Below are 21,722 nucleotides of genomic sequence, written 5' to 3'. Positions count from 1 at the left end.
TCGGACCGCCTCGATATGGGTCGATTCGTCGGCCGTCGACCGTCCGGACGACCGGTCCGGATTGACACGGTTCGGGGCGTCGTGGAAGGTAATCCAACCGGGTGCGGATCGAGGCCCGTATAGCTCAACGGTTGGGGGGCCGACGTGAGTTGGGACGATCAGCGCTTCGGGGCAGGGGCGAGCCCTTCGCCTCCGTCCGCCTCGCCACCCTCGCCGCCTCCCCCGAGCCGGCCGCCCACCGTCGGGCCGCCGCCGCCGGGAGGCGTTCTTCGCTCCGTGGCCGTGGGACTGCTCAACCTGAGCGGGTTCGGCCTCGGCTACGCGCTGATGCGGTGCTGGTTCAGGGCGGTCCTCTGCTGGGCGGCGACCGGTGCGCTGCTGCTGGCCGCCCTCCCGGCCGATCCCGACGGGGTCGCAAGCGGGCTGGTCGTCGCGTATCTCGTCGTGCTGGTCCTGGCGGCCGTGGACGGGGCGAGGGCCGCACGGCGTCGCACCGTCGGCGGGTCGTGGCGACCGATGGTGGCGGCGGGAGCCGGCCTGGTGCTGCTGGCGGCGCCTGCGGGGGGCGTGGTGTTCTACGGCTCCGCGCAGGACGAGGCGGTCGAGCGGATGCTGCTCGACCAGCTGGACCAGGGGGACAGGTCGGTCGAGGCCGCGTCGGCCAAGTCCTTCGATGCGGCGCGGGACGACTACCGGTCCGCGCTCGCCGTCTATCGCGAACTCGGCGAGGAGCACGCCGGGTCGAGGGCCGGGAAGCTCGTACCGAAGCGGCTCGACACGTACTACAGGGCGGTCTCGTCGCCGTACCGGCTGAAGAAGCACTGCGAGGCCATCGAGCCGCTGACCTATCTGCGGACCGTGCCGAAGGCCATCGATCCGAAGCTGCTGGGCGGTCTCGTCGGCTATCCGGACGAACCACTGGCCACGTCACTGTACGAGTGCGGGGTGTCCAGGCTGGGCGACACGAAGAGCGGCACGGAGAACCAGGAGCTGGGCGAGCTGCTGCGCACCTTCCCCGGATCGGCCCAGGCCAAGAAGGTGGGACCGGCGGTCTCCAGGAAGATCTCGGAGCGGAGCGGGGCCGTACACGGGAACGATCCCTGCGCGGCCACGGACACACTGCGCCGGCTCCGTGCGACGGCACTCGCACTGCCGGACAAGTCGGTCTCGGCGCTGGCCGGAAAGGCCGACGGCGGCATCGAGAACGGCGTCTACGCCTGTGGGCTCTCGGAGTTCGAGGACAAGCGGTTCGACGAAGCGCGGCAGACGTTGACGGAGTTCGCCGCCACGTACAAGAAGGACAAGCGCCGGGCGCGGGCCCGGGACATCGCCGTCGCCGCCGAGATCGCCGCCGAACGGCCGGCCGCCGGAAAGCACCTGCCGCCCTCGGGCCCGCCGGGCGGGGGCCGGATGGAGCTCGTCATCAGCAACGACGCCCCCGACGGGGTCGAGATCCTGTACACCGGGCCGGTGACGGGAAGGACCAGCATCAAGGGGTGCGGCGGTTGCACGTCGTACTCCTGGGTGAGCGGGGCCGCCTCGGCCTGCAAGGCCACGGGGAAGAGCTACCCGAAGGTGACGCTCCGGCTGCCCGCGGGTGAGTACCACTTCCTGTACAAGCACCGAGGGGCCTCGTCCGGCACAGGCGTGACGAGCTACGCGGACGGTTCGAAGATCCAGCCCGGATACCGGTACACCGGCTGTACGTACGTGAGCAGGTCTCCCGGACTCGGCTACGAACCGAAGGGCACCTGAGGCGGGAGTACGCGCCACCCGCCCACCCGTCGGCGGGTCGGCGCAATTGGGCACGTTCTCTGCGAACTGCCCTGCACATGCGTTCACTTGGTCGATTCTTGGTGAATGCATGCCCCTTACATGAGGCGTTCCTCGCCAGAGTGGCGCATTACATGTGCACATCATCCGGCACATGCTCCACACGCGAAGACCCACATCGCAGGGGGTTATATGAGAACCAGCCGCGCGAGAAGTCGCGCCGCGCTGAGCATGGCGGCGACACTCCCGCTGCTTGCCGGCGCGCTCGCCCTCGGGATACCGAACGCCAGCGCGGACTCCGCGCCGAGCGGGCGGGACGCACTGCAGGGCACCAAGCCCGCCTGGGCGACCGCCGCGGCCGACCGGGGGGCCACGTCCGACAGCGGCAAGGTCAGCGTCCGGGTGCATCTGGCCGGACGGGACGCGAAGGGGCTGGCCGCGTACGCCGCCGCCGTGTCCGACCCGCGGTCCGCCTCGTACGGGAAGTACCTGAGCGCCGAGCGGGCGCAGGCCCGGTTCGGAGCCACTCAGCAGCAGATCGACCAGGTCAGCGAGTGGCTGAGGTCGAACGGACTGACCGTCACCGGCACCAACCGGCACTACGTCTCGGCCACCGGTGATGTCGCCGCCGCCGAGAAGACGTTCGGCACCCAGCTGCGCAACTACCGCAAGGGCAACCGGACCTACCGCGCCCCCGCCTCCACCGCCTCCGTGCCCGCCGGGCTGAGCGACGCCGTCCTCGCCGTGTCCGGCCTGGACAACGCGCCGCACAAGTCGAGCCACGACGAGACGCTGCCGCCGCCGGACGCCGTGTTCCGCAACTCCGGCCCCTTCTCCTCGTACTACGGCTCGAAGACCGCGTCGTCGTTGCCGAGCGCCTACGGTTCCAAGGTGCCGTACGCCGTCAAGGGGTACACGGGCAAGCAGCTGCGCGCCGCGTACGGTGCGGGTGACTGGACCGGCAAGGGCGTCACCGTCGCGATCACCGACGCGTACGCCTCGCCGACCATCGCGAAGGACGCCGCCGAGTACGCCAAGCGCAACGGCGACGCCCCCTACCGTCGCGGGCAGCTCAGCCAGGTGCTGCCGGCCGACTACACGAAGACCGAGGAGTGCGGGGCCTCCGGCTGGTACGGCGAGGAGACCCTCGACGTCGAGGCCGTGCACGCGGTCGCGCCCGCCGCCGACATCGTGTACGTGGGCGGCGCCTCCTGCTACGACGCCGATCTGCTGGACTCGCTGAACAAGGTCGTCGACCACCGGCTCGCGGACATCGTCTCCAACTCCTGGGGCGACGTCGAGGCCAATGAGACCCCGGACATCGCGGCCGCGTACGACCAGGTCTTCAAGATGGGCGCGATCGAGGGCATCGGCTTCTACTTCTCCTCCGGCGACGACGGCGACAACGTCGCGTCCACGGGTACGAAGCAGATCGACGTCCCGTCCAACTCCGCCTGGGTGACCTCGGTCGGCGGTACCGCGCTGGCCGTCGGCAAGAACGACACGTACCAGTGGGAGACCGGCTGGGGCACGCTGAAGGCGGGCCTCTCCGGCGACGGCAGGAGCTGGACCGGCTTCCCGGGCGCGTACACCTCCGGCGCGGGCGGCGGCACCAGCTCGTCCGTGAAGCAGCCGTTCTACCAGCGGGGCGTCGTCCCGGACTCGCTCGCGCGGGCGAACGGCAAGCAGCGGATGCGCACGGCCCCGGACATCGCGGCCGTCGCCGACCCGAACACCGGCTTCCTGGTCGGCCAGACCCAGACGCTGCCCGACGGCTCGCTCGGCTACGACGAGTACCGCATCGGCGGTACGTCACTGGCCGCGCCGGTCATCGCCGGTGTCCAGGCGCTCGCGCAGCAGGCCCGGCACGGTCTGCCGATCGGCTTCGCCAACCCGGCGATCTACGCCCGGTACGGCTCGAAGGCGTACCACGACGTCACCGACCACCCGCTGGGTCCGAACCGCGATCTCGCGGTGGCCCGGGTCGACTTCGCCAACGGCGTCGACGCCGCGGACGGCGTACTGACCTCGTTGCGCAGCCTCGGCAAGGACGCCTCCCTCAAGGCGGTCAAGGGATACGACGACGTGACGGGTGTCGGGACTCCGGCGGCCGGTTACGTGAACTCGTACCGGCGGCACTGACGTCCGGACCACGGCATACCGCCACGATGTGAGGACCGCCCCGGGGCTGCCGCTCCGGGGCGGTCCCGTGTGTACGGCCCGCCGTGCTCCCCCGCGCCCCGCCTTCGCGCCCCCGCCCCCGCGATGCCGCCTCCCTGCGGGGATCGCGGGGGCTGCCGGGCGCCCGTGGGAGACGTACAGCCGAAAGGCGACTTCCGACACCCATTTCACGCCGGAGAATCAACAATCGCCACCGTCGATTGAAATCACATCGCAATCGCCGGAGCATTTACAAAATTCACTGTTTCTGATATGATGTCAGTTGTCGCGGATATGCCGCCCGGGTGAATGCGAAGAACTCGAACGGCACCGCCCCGATGGCCCGCCGCCGCACGTGCCGCCCACCTCGTCGTCGACCGGCCGCCACTGATTTTCTCCGACCCGCCGGCGAAACTCCTGCTGGATAGTGAAGCCGGCGAGCTTCTGGGCCACCACCGCCTCTACGGAGACCAACCGGCACTGGCCGCCGACCGGGCCCAGACCATCTGCCGCAGCCGATACACCGAGGACCGCGCCATGCGCGCTTTTGATTCCGGCATTCGCCAGTGCGTCGTTCCCGGAGCCGGCCTGGACACGCTCGCCCACCGTTCCGGCCTAAGGGCGAGTCGTGGCGGACGTTCTTCACGCCGGACGGCCTTGCCGCTCTGCTGTCCGACTGCGCTTCGATGTCATGAAGAGCGTCCGCCGGCACGAGATGCCCGACGCCGCCCCGCGGGACCGCCAGGACGCACTCGCGCCGATCGACCTGTCCCGCGTCGTCCACGCGCGGGTGCGCGGATAGCGCTCGGAGTACCGCGCCGGGCCCTGCTCGGGCCCGTAAGGGCCGGGCACCCGAGCAGGATTCATAAAAAATCCCGGACGAAATTGACGTCCGGGTCGACTGTCTGCGTATATTGAATATTTATATGGCTTGCACGATGAGATCGCAGAGCTATTCAACATCCGCATGATATCGGGTCTGGAGTGCAATTGTCAAGCGAAGAAATGGTGCGGGAACAGGAATTCATCACCCTGCTCCACATGCGTGTCGACGTACTCCGGGAACGGGCCGAAGGAGCCGTCCGGACCTCATTGGGCCAGGCCGCCGAAGGACGGCAGGCCCGGCTGGAGCGGGATATCGCGGTCGCGGAGCAGTCCGACCGCCTCGCCGCGCTGAACGCCGTGGAGAACGGGCTCTGCTTCGGCAGGATCGATCTGCGGAACGGCGAACACCATCACATCGGCCGTCTGGGAATCAGCGACGAGGAGCACACGCCGCTGCTCATCGACTGGCGCGCACCGGTGGCCCGCCCGTTCTATCTCGCGACCGGCCACACACCGATGGGCCTGCGCCGCCGCAGGCACCTGACCACGCGCGGGCGCCGGGTCACCGCTCTGCACGACGAGATCCTGGATCTCCAGGAGACCGAGCCCGGCCTCCGCACCGGCTTCGAGGACCCCAACGACGACGCCGTCCTGCTCGCCGCCGTGAACGCGACCCGTACCGGGCGCATGACCGACATCGTGCGCACCATTCAGGCCGAGCAGGACCACATCATCCGCGCTCCGCACCGAGGCGTCCTCGTCGTCGAGGGCGGCCCCGGCACCGGCAAGACGGCGGTCGCCCTGCACCGTGCCGCCTACCTCCTGTACGCCCACCGCGAGCAGCTGGCCCGTCGCGCGGTGCTGATCGTCGGCCCCAACCCCGCTTTCCTCGGCTACATCGGCAATGTGCTGCCCTCTCTCGGTGAGACGGGCGTACTGCTGGCGACCGTGGGCGAGCTCTTTCCCGGCGTACAGGCCACCGGCACGGACAGCCCGGAGGCCGCCGCTGTCAAGGGTGATGTCCGGATGGCAGGCATCCTGCGCACGGCGGTGGCCGACCGGCAGCAACTGCCCGACCCCGCCATCGAGGTCGGCCACGGCCGGGAGAACCTGGTCCTCGACCGCGCAACGGCGGCCCGCGCCCGAGCCGGTGCCCGTGACACCGGACTGCCCCACAACCTCGCCCACCGCCACTTCGCCGCCCGGATCATCGACGCGCTGACGGAGCAGCTCACCGACCGCATCGGCGCCGACCCGCTCGGCGGCCCCAACCTGCTCGACGCCTCCGACATCGAGCAGCTCCACAAGGAAGTGGCCGCCAACCACCAGGTGCACGCCGCGATCGACAGTCTGTGGCCTCGGCTCACCCCTCAAAGGGTGGTCGCCGACTTCCTCGCTCGGCCCACGCATCTGCCGCCCGCAGAGGCCGCGTTGATCCGCCGCCCCGGTGTCGACCCCACCGCCCTGACGGACCGTACCGAGTGGACGGCCGCCGACGTGCCGCTGCTCGATGAGGCCGCCGAGCTGCTGGGCGAGGACGACAGTGCCCTGCGCGCCGCCGAGGAGGCCGAGCGCCGGGAACGGATCGCCTACGCCCAGGGCGTCCTCGACCTCTCCCTCGGCTCGCGCAGCACCGACTTCGACAACGAGGACGACGCGGAAGTGCTCTCCGCCCACGACATCATCGACGCCGAACGCTTCGCCGAACGCCAGGAGGAGACGGACCACCGCAGCGCCGCCGAGCGGGCCGCGGCCGACCGGACCTGGGCCTTCGGCCACATAGTCGTCGATGAGGCGCAGGAGCTCTCCGCGATGTCCTGGCGGCTGCTGATGCGCCGCTGCCCCACGCGCTCGATGACGCTGGTCGGCGACCCGGCGCAGACCGGCTCCGCCGCCGGCGCCGACTCGTGGGAGCAGATCCTCGGCCCGTACGTCGGTGACCGCTGGCATCACGCCCGTCTCGGCGTCAACTACCGCACCCCGGCGGAGATCATGGAGGTCGCCGCCGAGGTCCGCAGGGAGGCCGACCCCGCCTTCGAGCCGCCCCGGTCGGTGCGCTCGACCGGTGTCGGACCGTGGACCATGGCGGTCGAACCGGAACAGCTGGTCCATGCCACGTCCGAAGCCGTCGCCAAGGAGTGCTGCGCCGAGGGGAAGGTCGCGGTGATCGCACCGCCGGAACTGCACGCCGCGCTCGCCGACGCGATGCCGGATGCGTCGCACGGCCCGAAACCGGACCTGACCGGCCCCGTCGTCCTGCTGGACGCGCGGCAGTCCAAGGGGCTGGAGTTCGACTCGGTGATCGTCGTGGCACCGGAGCGGATCAGAACCGGCTCGCCGCGCGGCGTCAACGACCTTTACGTGGCGCTGACCCGCGCCACCCAGCGGCTCGGACTGATCGGCTTCCCACCGGCGGAGGCGGAGGAGCAGGAGAAGGAGGGGTAGCTGCGGGCGTCGCCACATGGCAGGCGCCGGTCAGGACGGACAGCCGCGGGCATCACCACGCGGCAGGCGCCGGTCGGCACGAATAGCGCGGGGCTCACCACGTGCCAGGCGCCCGTCAGGACGGACAGCCGCGAGCCTCACCACGTGCCAGGCGCCCGTCAGCACGAATAGCGCGGGCATCACCACGCGCCAGGCGCCCGTCAGGCCGAGGCGCGCTTGCGCGGGGCCGCCTTCTTCGCCGTCGACTTCGTGTCCGACTTCGCGGTGGTCTTCTTCGCCGTGGATTTGGTGGCCGACTTCTTCGCCGTCGACCGCGACGCGGTCTTGGCGGGTGCCCTGCTCGGCGTGGACTTCTTCGCGGCCGTCTTCTTGGCGGCCGGCGTCGCCTTCTTCTTCGCCCCGGTTCCGCCGGACTTCTTGCGGCCGGTGAGCGAAGTGACCTTCGCGACAGGGGCGTTCGCCGCTTCCCCCTTCTCATCGGCCGCCGCCTCCGGCTCCTCGCCACGGGCCTCCTTCGCCGCCCGGACGCTGTTCTCCAGGGCCGCGATCAGGTCGATGACCTTGCCGCCGCCGGACTCGTCCGCCTCCGCCGGCTCCAGGGCGCGGCCTTCCGCCTTCGCCGCGACGAGTTCCTCGACCGCCTCGCGGTAGTCGTCGTGGAGCGAGTCCATGTCGACCTCGCCGAGCGTGGCCATCAACGCGTCGGCCAGGTCGAGTTCGGCGTCGCGGACCGTGACCTCGATCTCCGGGGCGACACCCTCGGGACTGCGGATCTCGTCCGGCCAGAGCAGGCCGTGCATGGCGATCACGTCGTCGACCACCCGCAGCATGCCGAGCCGTTCCCGGCCGCGCAGGGCGTACTTCGCCAGCGCGACCTTCTGGCTCCGCTTCAGCGCCTCACGCAGCAGGGTGTACGGCTTGGCCGCCGGGACCCCGTTGGCCGAGAGGTAGTACGCCGCGTCCATCTGGAGCGGGTCGATCGAGGCGGCCGGCACGAAGGCGACGATCTCGATCGTCTTGGCGGTGGGAAGCGGGAGGGAGCCGAGGTCCTCGTCGGTGATCGGGATCACCGAGCCGTCGGCGTCCTCGTACGCCTTGCCGATCTCGGCCGCGGAGACCTCCTGCTCGTCGATCTCGCAGACCTTCCGGTAACGGATCCGGCCACCATCGGCGAGGTGGATCTGGCGGAAGGAGATCGAGTGGTTCTCGGTGGCGTTGACCAGCTTGATCGGGATGCTGACCAGCCCGAAGGAGATGGCACCGTTCCAGATGGACCTCACTGTTCACCCCTTGCGTCCGTATAGACACCTATAGATCCGAAATGCATATGATTCTTATCGTATGACGGCGATCACAGAGGTGGAGGGGCGGCGGCTGGCGCTCAGCAATCTCGACAAGGTCCTGTATCCGGCCACCGGGACCACCAAGGGCGAGGTGCTCCACTACTACGCGGCCACCGCCGCGGAGGCCCTGCTGACACATCTGCGCGACCGGCCGGTGTCCTTCCTGCGCTATCCGGACGGGCCGGACGGGCAGCGCTTCTTCACCAAGAACCCGCCGCCGGGTACGCCGTCCTGGGTACGGACCACCCCGGTGCCGCGCGGCGAGGACAAGCAGGCCCGCCAGGTGGTCGTACAGGATCTGGCCTCGCTGATGTGGGCGGCCAACCTGGTGGTGGAGTTCCATACCCCGCAGTGGCGGACCGATGCGCCGGGGGCGGCCGACCGGATGGTGTTCGACCTGGACCCCGGAGCGCCCGCGACCGTGGTGGAGTGCTGCGCGGTGGCCGTGTGGCTGCGCGAGCGGCTGGCGGTGGACGGGCTGTCCGCGTACACGAAGACCTCCGGGTCGAAGGGGCTGCATCTGCTCGTACCGCTGGAGCCGACCCCCGCCGATCGGGTGTCGGCCTACGCGAAGGGGCTGGCCGTCGAGGCGGAGCAAGAACTTCCGGAGCTGGTCGTGCACCGGATGAAGCGGGCGCTGCGACCGGGGAAGGTCTTCGTCGACTTCAGCCAGAACGCGGCGTCGAAGACGACCGCCGCCCCCTACACGCTGCGCGCCCGCCCCGAACCGACCGTCTCCGCGCCCGTCACCTGGACGGAGATCGAGGAGTGCCGGGCGCCACAGGGGCTGACCTTCCTGGCGGATGACATGGGGGCACGCCTGGAGCGGTACGGGGACCTGCTCGGGCCGCTCGCCGATCCGGGCCGGGCGCGACCCCTGCCGATCGCGCGCTAGGCGCTCCCTCGCCTCCGTCTCTCCCGGCTTCCCCGTCTCCTCCGGCTCTCCCGGCTCCCCCATCTCTGCCGGCCTCTCGCGCCGCTCGCGCCGCTCCGGCCGCTCCGGCCTCTCCCGCCTCTCCCGCCTCTCCCGCCTCTCCCGCCTCTCCCGCCTCTCCCGCCTCTCCCGCCTCTGGAGGGATCACCCTCCGCCCATTCGGCAAACGCTCGGGGGTGGGGCGATTCTCTCGAGCCCTGCTGCGGGCCACCGTCGTCGGAAGCGGAGGCTCCGGATCGACCCGCCGTTATCGCATGGCGGGGATCTTTGTCATGTCCGTAAGGAAATGACCGCATGTGGAGGGCGGATCGTCCGAGCGGTGGTGCAGACTCCTCGCAGACACTGCTTCGTGGAAGTGCGTGGGGAGGCGATGGCGTGTTCGCAGGGATCGACGAGGTCGACTGGGCCTCGATGGAGCATGCCTACGGGCCTGCCGATGATGTGCCGACGATGCTGCGGGGTCTGGCGTCCGCCGATCCGGCGGAGCGCGAGGTGGCGCTGGACGGCATGTACGGGGCCGTTCACCACCAGGGTGATGTGTACGCCTGCACGCTGGCCTGCATTCCTTTTCTCTTCGAGCTGGCCGTGGACCCGGGGATTCAGGACCGGGGCAGCATCGTCGAGCTGCTCACCAGCATCGGCGGCATCGATCTGGACGAGGACGACGAGGACGATCTGGACGAGGAGGAGATCGAGGGCGCGGCGAACTACGCGATGGCGGCGACCGCCGTCACGGCGGGCTCCGGGGTGTTCTGCGAGCTGATGGCCGACGAGGACCCGGGGGTTCGGCTCGCCGCGCCCCTGGCACTCGCCACGCTCCACAGCCACCCGGCGCGGGTGCTCGCGCTGCTGCGGGAGCGGCTCCCGGTGGAGCCGGCCGAGGAGGTGCGGCTCGCGCTGGTCGAGGCGGCCGGACGGGTCGCGCTGCGGCATCGTGGGCTGGCGGGGCAGGCGGCCGACTGGCTGACCCGGCTGGCCGGTGAGGGCTTTCCCCCGGGATTGCGGCTCGCCGCGCTGGCACAGCTGGCCCGGTGCGCGCCGGACGCGCTGCCGGGCGATGTCGTACGGGTGGTGTCGGGGCTGCTGCGTCAGCTGCGCTCCACGCCCCGGCGCCGCTCCGGGGCGGCCCCCGCGGCCGGCGCGCAGGCCGGTCCGGCCGAAGCGGTCGCGGCCGTCGACGCGCACACCGAGGCGCCCGGGACCGGTGAGCCGCCCGGCGAGGAGCGGGTCGCGCCGGCGACCATGGTGGGACAGTTGCGGGCACTGTCCGACGAGGAGACCTCCGGGCGCTCCGCCCCCTGGACGGCGGATCTGCTGCGGACCCTGCACGTCGGGCTCGACGACCGGGTCGCCGAGCGGACGGCGCTGCTGACCGATCAGCTGCGCAGTCCCGACCGCCGGCAGCGGATCGACGCCCTCCGGATGAGCAGCGGGCTGATCAGGGCCTGGCGCGGCTCGTACGAGGAGCTGGTCCGGCTGGTCGGTGAGCAGCTCGCCACCCCTGAGCCACGGCTGGCCGAGGCCGCCGCGCATGTGCTGGAGGAGCTGTTCGGGCTCGCCGCGCCCGCCGCCGACGCGCTGGCGGCGCGGGTGGCGGCCGACCCCGGTGCCTGGGTGCAGAACTGGCCGAGCGGGCCTCCGGGGCTCGGCAGCGCCGTGAAGGCGCTGGCCCGGCTGGGCGACCCCCGTGCCGTGCCCGCACTGGCCGCGGCGCTGGAGCGGCCCGAGGTGCCGCACGACGTGGGCTTCGCCATCGGTCATATGGGAGCGGCGGCCGTCCCGTTGACCGCCGTGCTGCGCCGCAGGCTCGGTGAGGTCCGGCTCGACGAGGGGGCGTACGACCGGGCCGGTCCGCTGCTCGCGGGGCTCACCGCGCTGCGGGCGGACGAGGCGATGCCGGAGGTGCTGCGGATGCTGCGCGGCGCGCCGGACCACCGGGGCGGGTGGCTGCGCACGGCGGCGCTGCGGGCGCTGGAGTCGTTCGGGCCCGCGGCGCACTCCGTCGCACCCGAGCTGCGCGCGCTGCTGCACCGTCCGGGAGCCGCCTCGGCGACGGAGGTGGCCCAGGCCCTGTGGGCGGTCGACGGGGACGCCGACGCCGTGCTGCCGGTGCTGATCGAGGGCCTGCAGGCGGAGCGCGGCCACGAGCGGCGCTCCGCGCTGAACGCGCTGGGCGGGCTCGGGACCCGGGCGGCGGTGACGGCGCCCCGGCTGCGCGCACTGCTCCGGCACGAGGACCCGTGGCTCCGGGTGGACGCGGCGATCGCGCTGTGGGACGTGTCCGGGCGGGCCGGGGAATCCGTTCCGGTGCTCCTGGCGGCCTGGGAGCAGAACCGCCATGTGCGGGTCCGGGTGGCGGAATGTCTGGCGCGGAAGGGGGTCGCTGGTGCAGGGTCGGACGCGGCACACGCACTGCGTGCCGAGCTCGCCTCCGTACGCCGTCACAACGCGATGGACGGCGGATACGGCAGTCACGACACATACGAGGACGAAAGGCTGCTGGCGCTCTGCCGGCAGGCACTTCTGGGGAAGACGGGGAAGGGACCCACCACGTGATCATTTTCGGTACGCGCGGTTATCTGTACCAGCTGGCCATTCTGACGCTGGTCTGCGGCTGGTGCGGCAATCCGGCCGCGCACACGCTGCGCAAGCGGGTCACCAAGTTCACGCTGTTCTTCGTGCCCCTGTTCCCGTTCTCGACGAAGTTCGCGACCCAGTGCACGTTCTGCGGCGGGGAGCAGCAGATCGCGAAGGAGCAGGCCGAGCAGCTGCTGGCGCAGCACGCCGCCTCGCAGGGCGGCAATCCGTTCGGGCAGGCGCCGGCTCAGGGACAGGGCCAGGGACAGCCGGGGTACGCGCCGGGCGGACAGGGCCAGAACCCCTACCAGCGCTGAATCGTCACTTCCGCGCCGGTGCCGCGGACAGCCGTTTCCGGCACCGGTCGCGCACCGATGGGACTGCCGCTTCCAGCAGCCTCTCGGCACTAAATAGACATAAAGTACTTCCTTCCGAATAAGGTCTATGAGGTATGGACCACGGAAAGGGAGGCTGTCATGCGTCGGGAGCGCCGGATACGGAACCGCACGGCGGCGGCCGTCGGGGCCGTCGTCGGCGCGGCACTGCTGGCCGGTTGCGGTGTCGGCGGCGGGCTGAAGAGCGCCGGGCCGGCCCCGAACGCCGTCGGGCCCGCCCTGCTCTGGCCCGAGCTGCCGCCCGCCTCCGCCGCGCCGTACGACTACGGCGAGGGCGAGACCGCGCGCATCCCCGGGATCAAGGTCCCGGACGGCAATGTGCACCGTCTGGATCCGGTGGCGGTGGTGCAGGCCGGCCTGAAGGCCCGGCCCGACCGGTCCAGCGGCACCGCCGAGCTGCCCGCCGAAACGGTCCGCCGCATCGACGCGTGCCATTCCGATCCGGCTTCCTGTCCCGTGCTGCAGCCCTACTTCCGTGACCTGACGGGCGACGGCAAGGACGAGATGGTGGTCGGCATCCAGCTGCCGGACCACCAGCTCTCCGTACGGGTCTACATGCCGGAGGCGGGCGGTCTGACCCGGATCCTGTCCACCTCGGACGCCGTGATCAGTGTCCAGCTGGCCGGGCGGGATCTGATCATGCGGGCCCCGTCGGCCATCATCGGCTACGAGTACCGCACCGCCTGGTCCTGGGACAGCCGGCAGCGCGCGATGCTGCCCACCCAGGACGAGATCCTGCGGACACCTCCGTCCCCGGCCCCGCGCCCGCACACCACGACCGCCCCGCCGACCGCCACGCCGTCCGTCGGCATCTCCGCGGAGCGCCGGTGAGCCGGCACAGGACGGCCCGGCGCGGGCCGCGCATGCCTTCCTGGACCGCGACGCTCACCTGGAAGTCGGCCGTCTTCATCACCGTGATGTGCTGCGCCCTCGCCGCACTGCTGAGCGTGCTGGTCCACGGCGAGGTCACGCATCAGACCGTCAGCCAGGCCCGCGAGAAGGCGCTGTCACGACTGGAGGACGTCACCGTCGCGTACGAGACGGGCGAGGCGCTCCCACCGGGTTCCGGCATCGATCCGCCGGGGCTGCCCGCCTCCCTGCGCGCACTGGCCGTGGACGGTCGACGCGGCACGCTCGTCGCCTATCAGGACGGGCGTCCGGCCATGTGGGCGGCGGCTCCGGCCGACGGCCGCGCGCTGGCCACGGCGGTGGACTACAGCCAGAGCGCCCGCACGATCAACGATCTCGACGGGGCGATCGTAGGTTCCTCCCTGCTGGCCACCGGCGCCACGCTGCTGGTCGGCGCGCTCGCCGTCACCCGGGTCACCCGGAGACTGCACCAGACGGCCAGGGTGGCCGGCCGGATCAGCGCGGGCGACCTCGACGCCCGCGTCGACGACCCGCGCACGGCGGACCCCTCGCGCCCCCAGGACGAGGTGGCGATCGTCGCGGGCGCGCTGGACACGATGGCGTCCACGCTCCAGCGCAAGCTGCAGACCGAACAGCGGTTCACCGCCGATGTGGCGCATGAGCTCCGCACCCCGCTGACCGGCCTCTCGGCCGCCGCCGAACTGCTGCCGCCGGGGCGGCCGTCGGAGCTGGTGCAGGACCGGGTCCGGACGATGCGGGCGCTGACGGAGGACCTGCTGGAGATCTCCCGGCTCGACGCCCGTACGGAACAGGTCGATCTCGACGTGCACGAGCTGGCGCCGCTCGTCGAGCGCGTGGTGCGCGCGTCCGGGACGGAGGCCGAGATCCGTTGCGTGGAGGGCGGCCGGGAAGGCCCGCACGCGCCCGTGCGGGTCGAGACCGACAAGCGCCGCCTGGAGCGGGTGCTGGGCAATCTGATCACCAACGCGCACAAGCACGGCCGGCCCCCGGTGGTGGTGACGGTCGACGGGCCGACGGTGACCGTACGCGACCACGGGCCGGGCTTTCCGGACTATCTGCTGGAGGACGGTCCGCAGCGGTTCCGGACCGAGGGCGGCACGGGACACGGTCTCGGGCTGACCATCGCCGTCGGGCAGGCGGCGGAGATCGGCGCCGGTCTCGTCTTCTCCAACGCCCCGGACGGCGGAGCGGTGGCGCGGCTGACGCTCCCCGAGTACGTACTGCTCGACGACGGGGCCGCGGAGAGCCGCGACGATCCGGATTTCTCTCCGCACCGGGAGAAGTGACGGCGCTTCGGCGTCGTACCCCGCCGCTGCCGGACGCCGAGCGCGCCTTTACGGACATCCGGACATACCCGCTATGACATAAGGGAAATAGACACCACCTCTTGCTACGTTGCGGGCATGACCGCAACGACGTCGGACGCGCCCCCGCCCGATCTACGTCTGCCCAAGCGGCGCGGCGTCGAGCTTCTGCTTCTCATCGGGGCCGTCCTCATCCCCGTCTACGGCTACGTCGCCGTCGGCCTGGCCAAGAACGGCGCGGTCCCGCCCGATGTGGCCGGATACGGCGCCGGCCTGGGGCTGCTCGCCCTCCTGGCCCATCTCGCGGTCCGCTTCCGGGCCCCGTACGCCGATCCGCTGCTGCTGCCGATCGCCGTACTGCTCAACGGGCTCGGCCTGGTGCTGATCTACCGGCTCGATCTGGAGACCCCGAAGGACCAGGCGGCCCCCACCCAGCTGATCTGGTCCACGCTCGGAGTGGCGCTCTTCATCGTGGTGGTCGTCTTCCTCCACGACCACCGGGTGCTCCAGCGGTACGCCTATCTCTCGGTCGCCACCGCCCTGGTCCTGATGATCGTGCCGATCTTCTTCCCCGCGGTGAACGGCGCCAAGATCTGGATCCGGGTCGGCGGATTCTCCTTCCAGCCGGGCGAGTTCGCCAAGATCCTGCTCGCCGTGTTCTTCGCCGCGTATCTCGCCGCGAACCGCAACGCCCTCGCGTACACCGGCCGCAGGATCTGGAAGCTCCAGCTCCCCACCGGGCGGGTGCTCGGCCCGATCGTGGCGATCTGGCTGCTCAGCGTCGGTGTGCTGGTCCTGGAGCGCGATCTGGGCACGTCACTGCTGTTCTTCGGCCTCTTCGTGATCATGCTGTACGTGGCGACCGGCCGGACCGGCTGGATCGCCGTCGGCCTGCTGCTCGCCGCCGTCGGCGCGTTCGTGGTCGGCTCCTTGGAACCGCATGTGCACAGCCGGGTCGAGGACTGGCTCGACCCGTTCGCCACCATCAAGGCGGGCCAGGGCCCCAGTCAGCTGGCCCAGTCGCTGTTCGCGTTCGCCGCCGGCGGGATGCTCGGTACCGGACTCGGGCTCGGCCACTCCATCCTCATCGGCTTCGCCGCCAAGTCCGACTTCATTCTGGCGACCGCGGGCGAGGAGCTCGGGCTGACCGGGCTGACCGCGATCTTCCTGCTGTACGCGCTGCTCGTCGCCCGCGGCTACCGGGCCGGCCTCGCCCTGCGCGACCCCTTCGGGCGGCTGCTCTCGATCGGTCTCGCCTCGATCCTGGCCCTCCAGGTGTTCGTGATCGCGGGCGGGGTGATGGGGCTGATCCCGCTGACCGGCATGGCGATGCCGTTCCTCGCCCAGGGCGGTTCGTCCGTCGTCACCAACTGGATCATCGTGGCGCTGCTGATCCGGGTCAGCGACCAGGCCCGCAGACCGCACCCCGAACACGTGGAGACCGGAATCGTCGCACGGATGGTGGAGGACGAGCCGTGACCCCATACCCGCGAGCGGTGCGCACGCACGAGCAGGCGGTGCCGCCGTACCCGCGAGCCGTGACCCCCCACCCGCCGCCGGCCCCGGAGGACAGGCCGTGATCCGCTACATCCGCCGGGCCGCCGCGCTCTGTCTGGTGCTCCTCGTCGCGCTGCTGCTGAACGCCGCGCGCATCCAGGTCTTCGAGGCCGACAGTCTGGACGACAACCCGGCCAACCGCCGTCTCACGATCGCCCGTTACCATCAGGCGCGCGGCAACATCCTGGTCGGCGGCGCGTCCGTGACCGGTTCCGACAACACCGGTGAGCAGCTCGCGTACGAGCGCACGTACAAGGACGGCGCGCTGTACGCGCCGGTGACCGGCTACGCCTCGCAGACGTACGGCACGACCCTGATCGAGCACGCCGAGGACGACATCCTCTCCGGCACCGACCCGATGCTCGCCCCGCTCCCCCTGTGGAACGAGATCACCCGCGGCCGGCAGCCCGGCGGCAACGTCGTCACGACCATCAAGGACACGATGCAGCGCGCCGCCTACGACGGGCTCGGCGGGCGGCGGGGCGCGGTCGCCGCCGTCGAACCGACGACCGGCCGGATCCTGGCGCTGGTCTCGTCCCCCTCGTACGATCCCGGGCTGCTCTCCGGCACCGGTTCTTCCGTGACCGACGTCTGGCGGCGGTTGAACGCGGACAGGAGCCAGCCCATGCTCAACCGGGCGATCCGGCAGACTTATCCGCCGGGCTCCACCTTCAAGATCGTGACCGCGGCGGCGGCGCTCGACACGGGCGTCGTCACCGATCCCGACGCCGAGACCGACACCCCGTCCCCCTATGTGCTGCCGGGCACGACGACCGTGCTGCCCAACGAGGCGGAAGGCTGCGAGAACGCCTCGCTCGCCGAGGCGATCCGGGTCTCCTGCAACACGGTGATGGCGGAACTGGGGGTGCGGGTCGGGCTGAAGGGCATGGTGGACGCGGTGCGGAAGTTCGGCTTCAACGACACCGGGCTGAAGATCCCGTCAGGGGTGGCGAAGAGCAACTTCGACACACACATGTCGGACGACCAGCTGGCGCTCTCGTCGATCGGCCAGTTCGACACGACGGCGACACCGCTCCAGATGGCGATGGTGGCCTCGGCCGTGGCCAACGGCGGCGACCTCAAGTACCCGTATCTGGTGGACCGTACGACCACGAGAGGCGGCTCGACCGTCCACCGCGGAGGCACGCGCACCTACCACCGGGCCATGGACCCGCGGACGGCCTCGCGGCTGCGGAGGATGATGGTCGACGTGGTGGAGCAGGGCACCGGGTCCAACGCCGCCATCGACGGGGTGACGGTCGGCGGCAAGACCGGCACCGCACAGCACGGCATCGACAACTCGGGCAGGCCGTACGCCTGGTTCATCTCCTGGGCGCAGGCGCCGGATTCGGGGCAGCCGGCCGTCGCGGTCGCCGTGGTCGTCGAGGACGCCGCCGCCGACCGGGCCGACATCAGCGGCGGTGGCAGCGCGGCCCCGATCGCCCGTTCCGTCATGCGGGCGGCTCTGGGAGGCTGAGCGCGTGACGGATGCGGGTGCGGCGGATCTGGCGCTGGAGCGGATCGGTCGGGAGGATCCGCGCCTGTGCGCGTTCATCGAGGTGTGGCACGAGAGGGTGGCCGCCGGGGCCGAATCCGCCCGCCGGCGCCCGCTGGGCGGAATGCCGTTCGCGGTCAAGGGTCCTGCCGGCATCCGTTCGTACACGGCCCGGCGGCTGATCGCCGCCGGTGGCCTCCCGGTCGGCGCGACCTCGGTGCCCGGCCCCGGTACGCCCTGGCGGACGTGGGGGCTGGGCGCGCACGGCCGTACGGTCAACCCATGGCGCCCCGACCGCACCCCGGGCGGCTCCTCGGCGGGTGCGGCGGTGGCGGTCGCGGCGGATCTGGTGGACCTGGCGACCGGCAGCGACGGGGCGGGGTCGGTCCGGATCCCGGCGGCGTGGTGCGGGGTGTTCGGCCTGAAGACGACGAACGGCCTGCTGCCGTCGCCCGACCGGTCCGGGCTCGCGTCCGCCGGGGTGCTGGCCCGTTCGGCGGTGCACGCCCAGACGTTCCTGCGCTGTGTCCTGGACGGTTACGAACCGGCGACCACGGCCCTCCCCATCCCCGCCGTGCTCAGCCCCGATCTGGGGTACGCGCAGGTCGATCCGGAGGTCGGGTCCGTCGTCCGGCGGGCGGTGCGGCGGCTCGTGACGGCCGGAGTGGTGCGGCTCGTGGACCGTACGTGCGGGCTGCTCGATCCGCGAGACGCGTGGCAGGCGGTCCGCGGCGGGGAGCCGACCCCGGCCGCCTCGGAGATCCGACGCGAGAACGACCTGCGGCTCGACGCCCTGTTCGCCCGTACGCCCCTGCTGCTCACCCCGGCCACCCCCAACCGCCCGCACGGGCACGACGGTCCGGGCGAGCTCTACTCGACCGCGCTGACCTGGGCGTTCAACCTCAGCGGACATCCCGCCGCGAGTGTGCCCGCGGGATTCACGGCGGATGGCTGCCCGGTCGGACTCCAGTTGGTCGCGGAGCGCGGGGCGGACGGCTCGCTGCTCGGAATGGCCCGTGCGGTCGAGAGCGCACTGATTATCGTGCGGCCATGACATTCAGCGACCGGCAGACCGGCACCGGCCACGAACTGGCCCAGGTGAACATAGCCCGCCTCAGATTCCCTCTGGACTCCCCCGAACTGAAGGACTTCGTCGACGCGCTCGACCCGGTGAACGCGGTCGCCGACGAGGCGGCCGGCTTCGTCTGGCGGCTGCAGAGCGAGACCGGCAACGCCACCGACGTACCGGTCCTCGGGGACAGCTGGCTGATCGTGAACATGTCGGTGTGGCGCGACACGGACGCGCTGACGGCGTTCATGTACCAGGGACAGCACCGCGAACTGCTGGCGCGGCGGCGCGAGTGGTTCGAGCGCGTGGAGGAGGCGATGACGGCCCTGTGGTGGGTACCGGCGGGCGAGCGCCCGACAGTGCGGGACGCCGAGGAACGCCTGCGCCATCTGCGCGAACACGGGCCCACGGAGCGGGCGTTCACCCTGCGGAAGCCCTTCCCGGCGCCGTTCGCGACGGGTTGAGCCGGCGGGGCGAGGGGCGCCTGCCACCAAGGGGCGACCGGGCCCGGCGAACGGTGCCGGTCGTGACGGGCCCCGCCGGGCAGGGCGGACAGGGCGAACGGCACTGGTCACGAAAGCCCTGACGCCCCGGTTCACCGGCGCGCGGCTCACAGCCGTCGCGCCGGCACCCCACCGCCCCCTGCCGTCCCCGGCGGCCGCGCCCGCCCCCTCATTCCGCCGACGGGCCCGCCGCGCCGCCCTGCGCCATCGCCTCTTCGACCTCGGCGACCCTGGCCCGCTCCTCGGCCGCGAACCGGTCGCGGTCGAGTTGCTCGGCGGTCTCCTCGTCCTGGGCCATGAGCAGGTCCAGGCTGGAGTCGCCGAGCTCGAAGACGCCCATGTCGACGTAGGCCTTCTGGAGCCGTTCGCCCCACAGACCGATGTCCTTGACGCACGGCACGATCCGGCTGAACAGCAGCTTGCGGAAGAGCTGCAGAAACGGCGACTGCTCCGAGAGGTCATGGGCCTCCTTCCTGCCGACGCCGAAGTTCTCCAGCACCTCGACGCCCCGGAGCCGGTCCCGCATCAGGTAGCAGCCCTCGATGACGAACTCCTCGCGTTCGCGCAGTTCGGCGTCGCTCAGCTGCTTGTAGTAGTCCCGCAGCGCCATCCGCCCGAAGGCGACGTGCCGGGCCTCGTCCTGCATGACGTACGCCAGGATCTGCTGGGGCAGCGGCTTGTTCGTCGTGTCACGGATCATGCCGAACGCGGCCAGGGCGAGCCCTTCGATGAGGACCTGCATGCCGAGGTACGGCATGTCCCAGCGCGAGTCGCGCAGAGTGTCGCCGAGCAGCCCCTGGAGGTTGTCGTTGATCGGGTAGAGCATCCCGATCTTCTCGTGCAGGAACCGGGCGTAGATCTCCGCGTGCCGGGCCTCGTCCATGGTCTGGGTCGCGGAGTAGAACTTCGCGTCCAGGTCGGGCACGGACTCCACGATCCTGGCCGCACAGACCATGGCGCCCTGCTCACCGTGGAGGAACTGGCTGAACTGCCAGGCGGTGTAGTGCTTGCGCAGCTCTCCCCGGTCCTTCTCGGTCATCTTCGCCCAGTGCGGGGTGTCGTACAGGGTGAGGGCGTCGTCGGGGGTGCCGAGCGGGTCGGCGGGGTCGACCTCCAGGGACCAGTCGATGCGCTTGTTGCCGTCCCATTGCTTGTCCTTGCCCTTCTGGTAGAGGGCGAGCAGGCGTTCGCGGCCGTCGTCGTAGTCCCAGCTGAAGCGGGCCGCACCGGAGGCGGGCACCTGCCACAGCGGCGTGTCGGGGGCGGTGGTGTAGAGGTCGTGTGTCGACACGGACGGCTCCTTCGCCTTGCGTTTCCGATAAGTTCCGCGGCGGTTGCCTCAGTTGGCAGGTTCACACGCTGCTAGACACCGGGTCAACAAGTAACGCGCAAGGGATTGACGGCCTTGCTGACAAGCAGTCTCATAAGGGATGACCGTCGGTAACCCACATGTGAGGTGCCTCCAGCCATGACGACCGTGACCGAACGCGACGTGCAGTTGCTCCGCGACGCACTCGGCCCGCTCCGGGACCGTGAACAGATCGCCGAGCGGCTGCTCGAATCCTCGGCCAAGCACTCCTTCGACCCGGACAAGGAACTCGACTGGGACGCGGGGGCCGAGGACGGCACATGGTTCTGGCCGCCCGAGCTCGTCTCGCTCTACGACACCCCGCTGTGGCGGAAGATGTCCGAGGAACAGCGGATGGACCTGTCCAGGCACGAGGCGGCGTCACTGGCCTCGCTGGGCATCTGGTTCGAGATCATCCTCATGCAGCTGCTGGTCCGGCACATCTACGACAAGCCGCCGACCAGCAACCACGTCCGTTACGCGCTCACCGAGATAGCCGACGAGTGCCGGCACTCGATGATGTTCGGCCGCATGATCAAGTGGAGCCAGGCGCCCGACTACCCCGTGCCGCGCGTCTATCACAACCTCGCACGGGTGCTGAAGACCATCTCCACCACGCCCGGTTCGTTCGCGGCGACCCTGCTCGGCGAGGAGATCCTCGACTGGATGCAGCGGCTGACGTTCCCGGACGAGCGCGTCCAGACACTGGTGCGCGGGGTGACCCGCATCCATGTCGTCGAGGAGGCCCGGCACGTCCGGTACGCCCGTGAGGAGCTGCGCCGCCAGATGGTGACCGCCCCGCGCTGGGAGCGCGAACTCACCCGGGTGAGCTGCGGCGAGGCGGCCCGGGTCTTCTCCGTCTGCTTCATCAATCCGCAGGCCTACGAGAACGTCGGCCTGGACCGTCGCGAGGCCGTCGCCCAGGTGAAGGCGAGCGGCCACCGGGCGGAGGTCATGCAGAGCGGCGCGAAGCGGCTGACGGACTTCCTCGACGACATCGGGGTGCTCAACGGAGTGGGACGCAGGCTGTGGAAGAGCTCGGGCCTGCTGGCCTGAACCGTCCCCTCGGGGAGGATCACGGCCGGGGCCCGTCCGGCGGATCA

15 protein-coding genes and 1 pseudogene are annotated in these 21,722 nt (G+C 71.1%); 14 read left to right on the top strand and 2 right to left on the bottom strand.

Going from position 1 to position 21,722, the window contains the following annotated elements; translation table 11 throughout:
• Positions 1 to 282 precede the first annotated feature (282 nt).
• The 4 genes and pseudogenes from ACZ68L_RS14505 to ACZ68L_RS14490 all read left to right on the top strand — a co-directional run bounded on the left by ACZ68L_RS14505 (position 283) and on the right by ACZ68L_RS14490 (position 7,203).
• Positions 283 to 1,755: a hypothetical protein gene (locus tag ACZ68L_RS14505; protein WP_469577076.1), complete on the top strand. Its 1,473-nt coding sequence runs from the start codon at positions 283 to 285 to the stop codon at positions 1,753 to 1,755.
• Between the two features lie 210 nt (positions 1,756 to 1,965).
• Entirely contained in the window at positions 1,966 to 3,915 is a 1,950-nt protein-coding gene (locus ACZ68L_RS14500) for a S53 family peptidase (protein WP_469577074.1), read from the top strand.
• A gap of 327 nt (positions 3,916 to 4,242) precedes the next feature.
• A pseudogene (locus ACZ68L_RS14495) lies at positions 4,243 to 4,485 on the top strand (hypothetical protein); the annotation flags it as partial.
• Positions 4,486 to 4,938: 453 nt separating this feature from the next.
• Positions 4,939 to 7,203, top strand: a complete 2,265-nt coding sequence (locus tag ACZ68L_RS14490; protein ID WP_469577254.1) for a HelD family protein — start codon at positions 4,939 to 4,941, stop codon at positions 7,201 to 7,203.
• A 200-nt stretch (positions 7,204 to 7,403) separates the two neighbouring features.
• On the opposite strand, the gene ku is transcribed toward ACZ68L_RS14490, so the two are convergent.
• The gene (ku, locus tag ACZ68L_RS14485) at positions 7,404 to 8,483 is read right to left on the bottom strand and encodes a non-homologous end joining protein Ku (RefSeq protein ID WP_469577073.1); all 1,080 of its coding nucleotides are present in this window, start codon (positions 8,481 to 8,483) and stop codon (positions 7,404 to 7,406) included.
• Between the two features lie 61 nt (positions 8,484 to 8,544).
• Here ku and ligD point away from each other — a divergent pair, with 61 nt between their 5' ends.
• From ligD to ACZ68L_RS14440, 9 genes are all read left to right on the top strand, one after another.
• Positions 8,545 to 9,441, top strand: coding sequence for a non-homologous end-joining DNA ligase (gene ligD / locus ACZ68L_RS14480; protein ID WP_469577070.1), 897 nt, complete (start codon positions 8,545 to 8,547; stop codon positions 9,439 to 9,441).
• Between the two features lie 414 nt (positions 9,442 to 9,855).
• On the top strand, positions 9,856 to 12,036 hold the full coding sequence (locus ACZ68L_RS14475; RefSeq protein WP_469577069.1) for a HEAT repeat domain-containing protein: 2,181 nt from the start codon (positions 9,856 to 9,858) through the stop codon (positions 12,034 to 12,036).
• Positions 12,033 to 12,374, top strand: coding sequence for a zinc ribbon domain-containing protein (locus ACZ68L_RS14470; RefSeq protein ID WP_469577065.1), 342 nt, complete (start codon positions 12,033 to 12,035; stop codon positions 12,372 to 12,374). Before ACZ68L_RS14475 ends, ACZ68L_RS14470 begins: the two co-directional genes overlap by 4 nt.
• 159 nt (positions 12,375 to 12,533) lie before the next feature.
• A complete protein-coding gene (locus tag ACZ68L_RS14465) occupies positions 12,534 to 13,283 on the top strand; it encodes a hypothetical protein (protein WP_469577063.1) in 750 nt (249 codons plus the stop codon).
• A 32-nt stretch (positions 13,284 to 13,315) separates the two neighbouring features.
• Positions 13,316 to 14,629, top strand: coding sequence for an ATP-binding protein (locus ACZ68L_RS14460; protein WP_469577253.1), 1,314 nt, complete (start codon positions 13,316 to 13,318; stop codon positions 14,627 to 14,629).
• Positions 14,630 to 14,746: 117 nt separating this feature from the next.
• Positions 14,747 to 16,126, top strand: coding sequence for an FtsW/RodA/SpoVE family cell cycle protein (locus ACZ68L_RS14455; RefSeq protein WP_469577062.1), 1,380 nt, complete (start codon positions 14,747 to 14,749; stop codon positions 16,124 to 16,126).
• A gap of 97 nt (positions 16,127 to 16,223) precedes the next feature.
• Positions 16,224 to 17,681 (top strand): peptidoglycan D,D-transpeptidase FtsI family protein, encoded by a 1,458-nt coding sequence (locus ACZ68L_RS14450; protein WP_469577061.1) that lies wholly within the window; start codon positions 16,224 to 16,226, stop codon positions 17,679 to 17,681.
• A gap of 4 nt (positions 17,682 to 17,685) precedes the next feature.
• The gene (locus ACZ68L_RS14445; protein WP_469577059.1) at positions 17,686 to 18,753 is read left to right on the top strand and encodes an amidase family protein; all 1,068 of its coding nucleotides are present in this window, start codon (positions 17,686 to 17,688) and stop codon (positions 18,751 to 18,753) included.
• Positions 18,750 to 19,232: a DUF3291 domain-containing protein gene (locus tag ACZ68L_RS14440; RefSeq protein ID WP_469577057.1), complete on the top strand. Its 483-nt coding sequence runs from the start codon at positions 18,750 to 18,752 to the stop codon at positions 19,230 to 19,232. The genes ACZ68L_RS14445 and ACZ68L_RS14440 overlap by 4 nt, the downstream gene beginning before the upstream one ends.
• Before the next feature lie 208 nt (positions 19,233 to 19,440).
• On the opposite strand, the gene ACZ68L_RS14435 is transcribed toward ACZ68L_RS14440, so the two are convergent.
• The gene (locus ACZ68L_RS14435) at positions 19,441 to 20,562 is read right to left on the bottom strand and encodes a ferritin-like domain-containing protein (protein WP_469577054.1); all 1,122 of its coding nucleotides are present in this window, start codon (positions 20,560 to 20,562) and stop codon (positions 19,441 to 19,443) included.
• A gap of 177 nt (positions 20,563 to 20,739) precedes the next feature.
• On the opposite strand from ACZ68L_RS14435, the gene ACZ68L_RS14430 reads away from it, so the two are divergent.
• Positions 20,740 to 21,675 (top strand): AurF N-oxygenase family protein, encoded by a 936-nt coding sequence (locus tag ACZ68L_RS14430; RefSeq protein WP_469577051.1) that lies wholly within the window; start codon positions 20,740 to 20,742, stop codon positions 21,673 to 21,675.
• Positions 21,676 to 21,722 lie beyond the last annotated feature (47 nt).

The sequence above is a fragment of the Streptomyces sp. NPDC104309 genome, from assembly GCF_055584025.1.
This window is presented reverse-complemented; position numbering and strand designations above follow the sequence as displayed.

Excerpts from the sequence above, each read along its gene's own strand:
- ACZ68L_RS14500 (WP_469577074.1), top strand. The coding sequence starts at position 1,966 with ATGAGAACCAGCCGCGCGAGAAGTCGCGCCGCGCTGAGCATGGCGGCG.
- ACZ68L_RS14490 (WP_469577254.1), top strand. The coding sequence starts at position 4,939 with ATGGTGCGGGAACAGGAATTCATCACCCTGCTCCACATGCGTGTCGAC.
- ligD (WP_469577070.1), top strand. The coding sequence starts at position 8,545 with ATGACGGCGATCACAGAGGTGGAGGGGCGGCGGCTGGCGCTCAGCAAT.
- ACZ68L_RS14465 (WP_469577063.1), top strand. The coding sequence starts at position 12,534 with ATGCGTCGGGAGCGCCGGATACGGAACCGCACGGCGGCGGCCGTCGGG.
- ACZ68L_RS14460 (WP_469577253.1), top strand. The coding sequence starts at position 13,316 with ATGCCTTCCTGGACCGCGACGCTCACCTGGAAGTCGGCCGTCTTCATC.
- ACZ68L_RS14455 (WP_469577062.1), top strand. The coding sequence starts at position 14,747 with ATGACCGCAACGACGTCGGACGCGCCCCCGCCCGATCTACGTCTGCCC.
- ACZ68L_RS14440 (WP_469577057.1), top strand. The coding sequence starts at position 18,750 with ATGACATTCAGCGACCGGCAGACCGGCACCGGCCACGAACTGGCCCAG.
- ACZ68L_RS14430 (WP_469577051.1), top strand. The coding sequence starts at position 20,740 with ATGACGACCGTGACCGAACGCGACGTGCAGTTGCTCCGCGACGCACTC.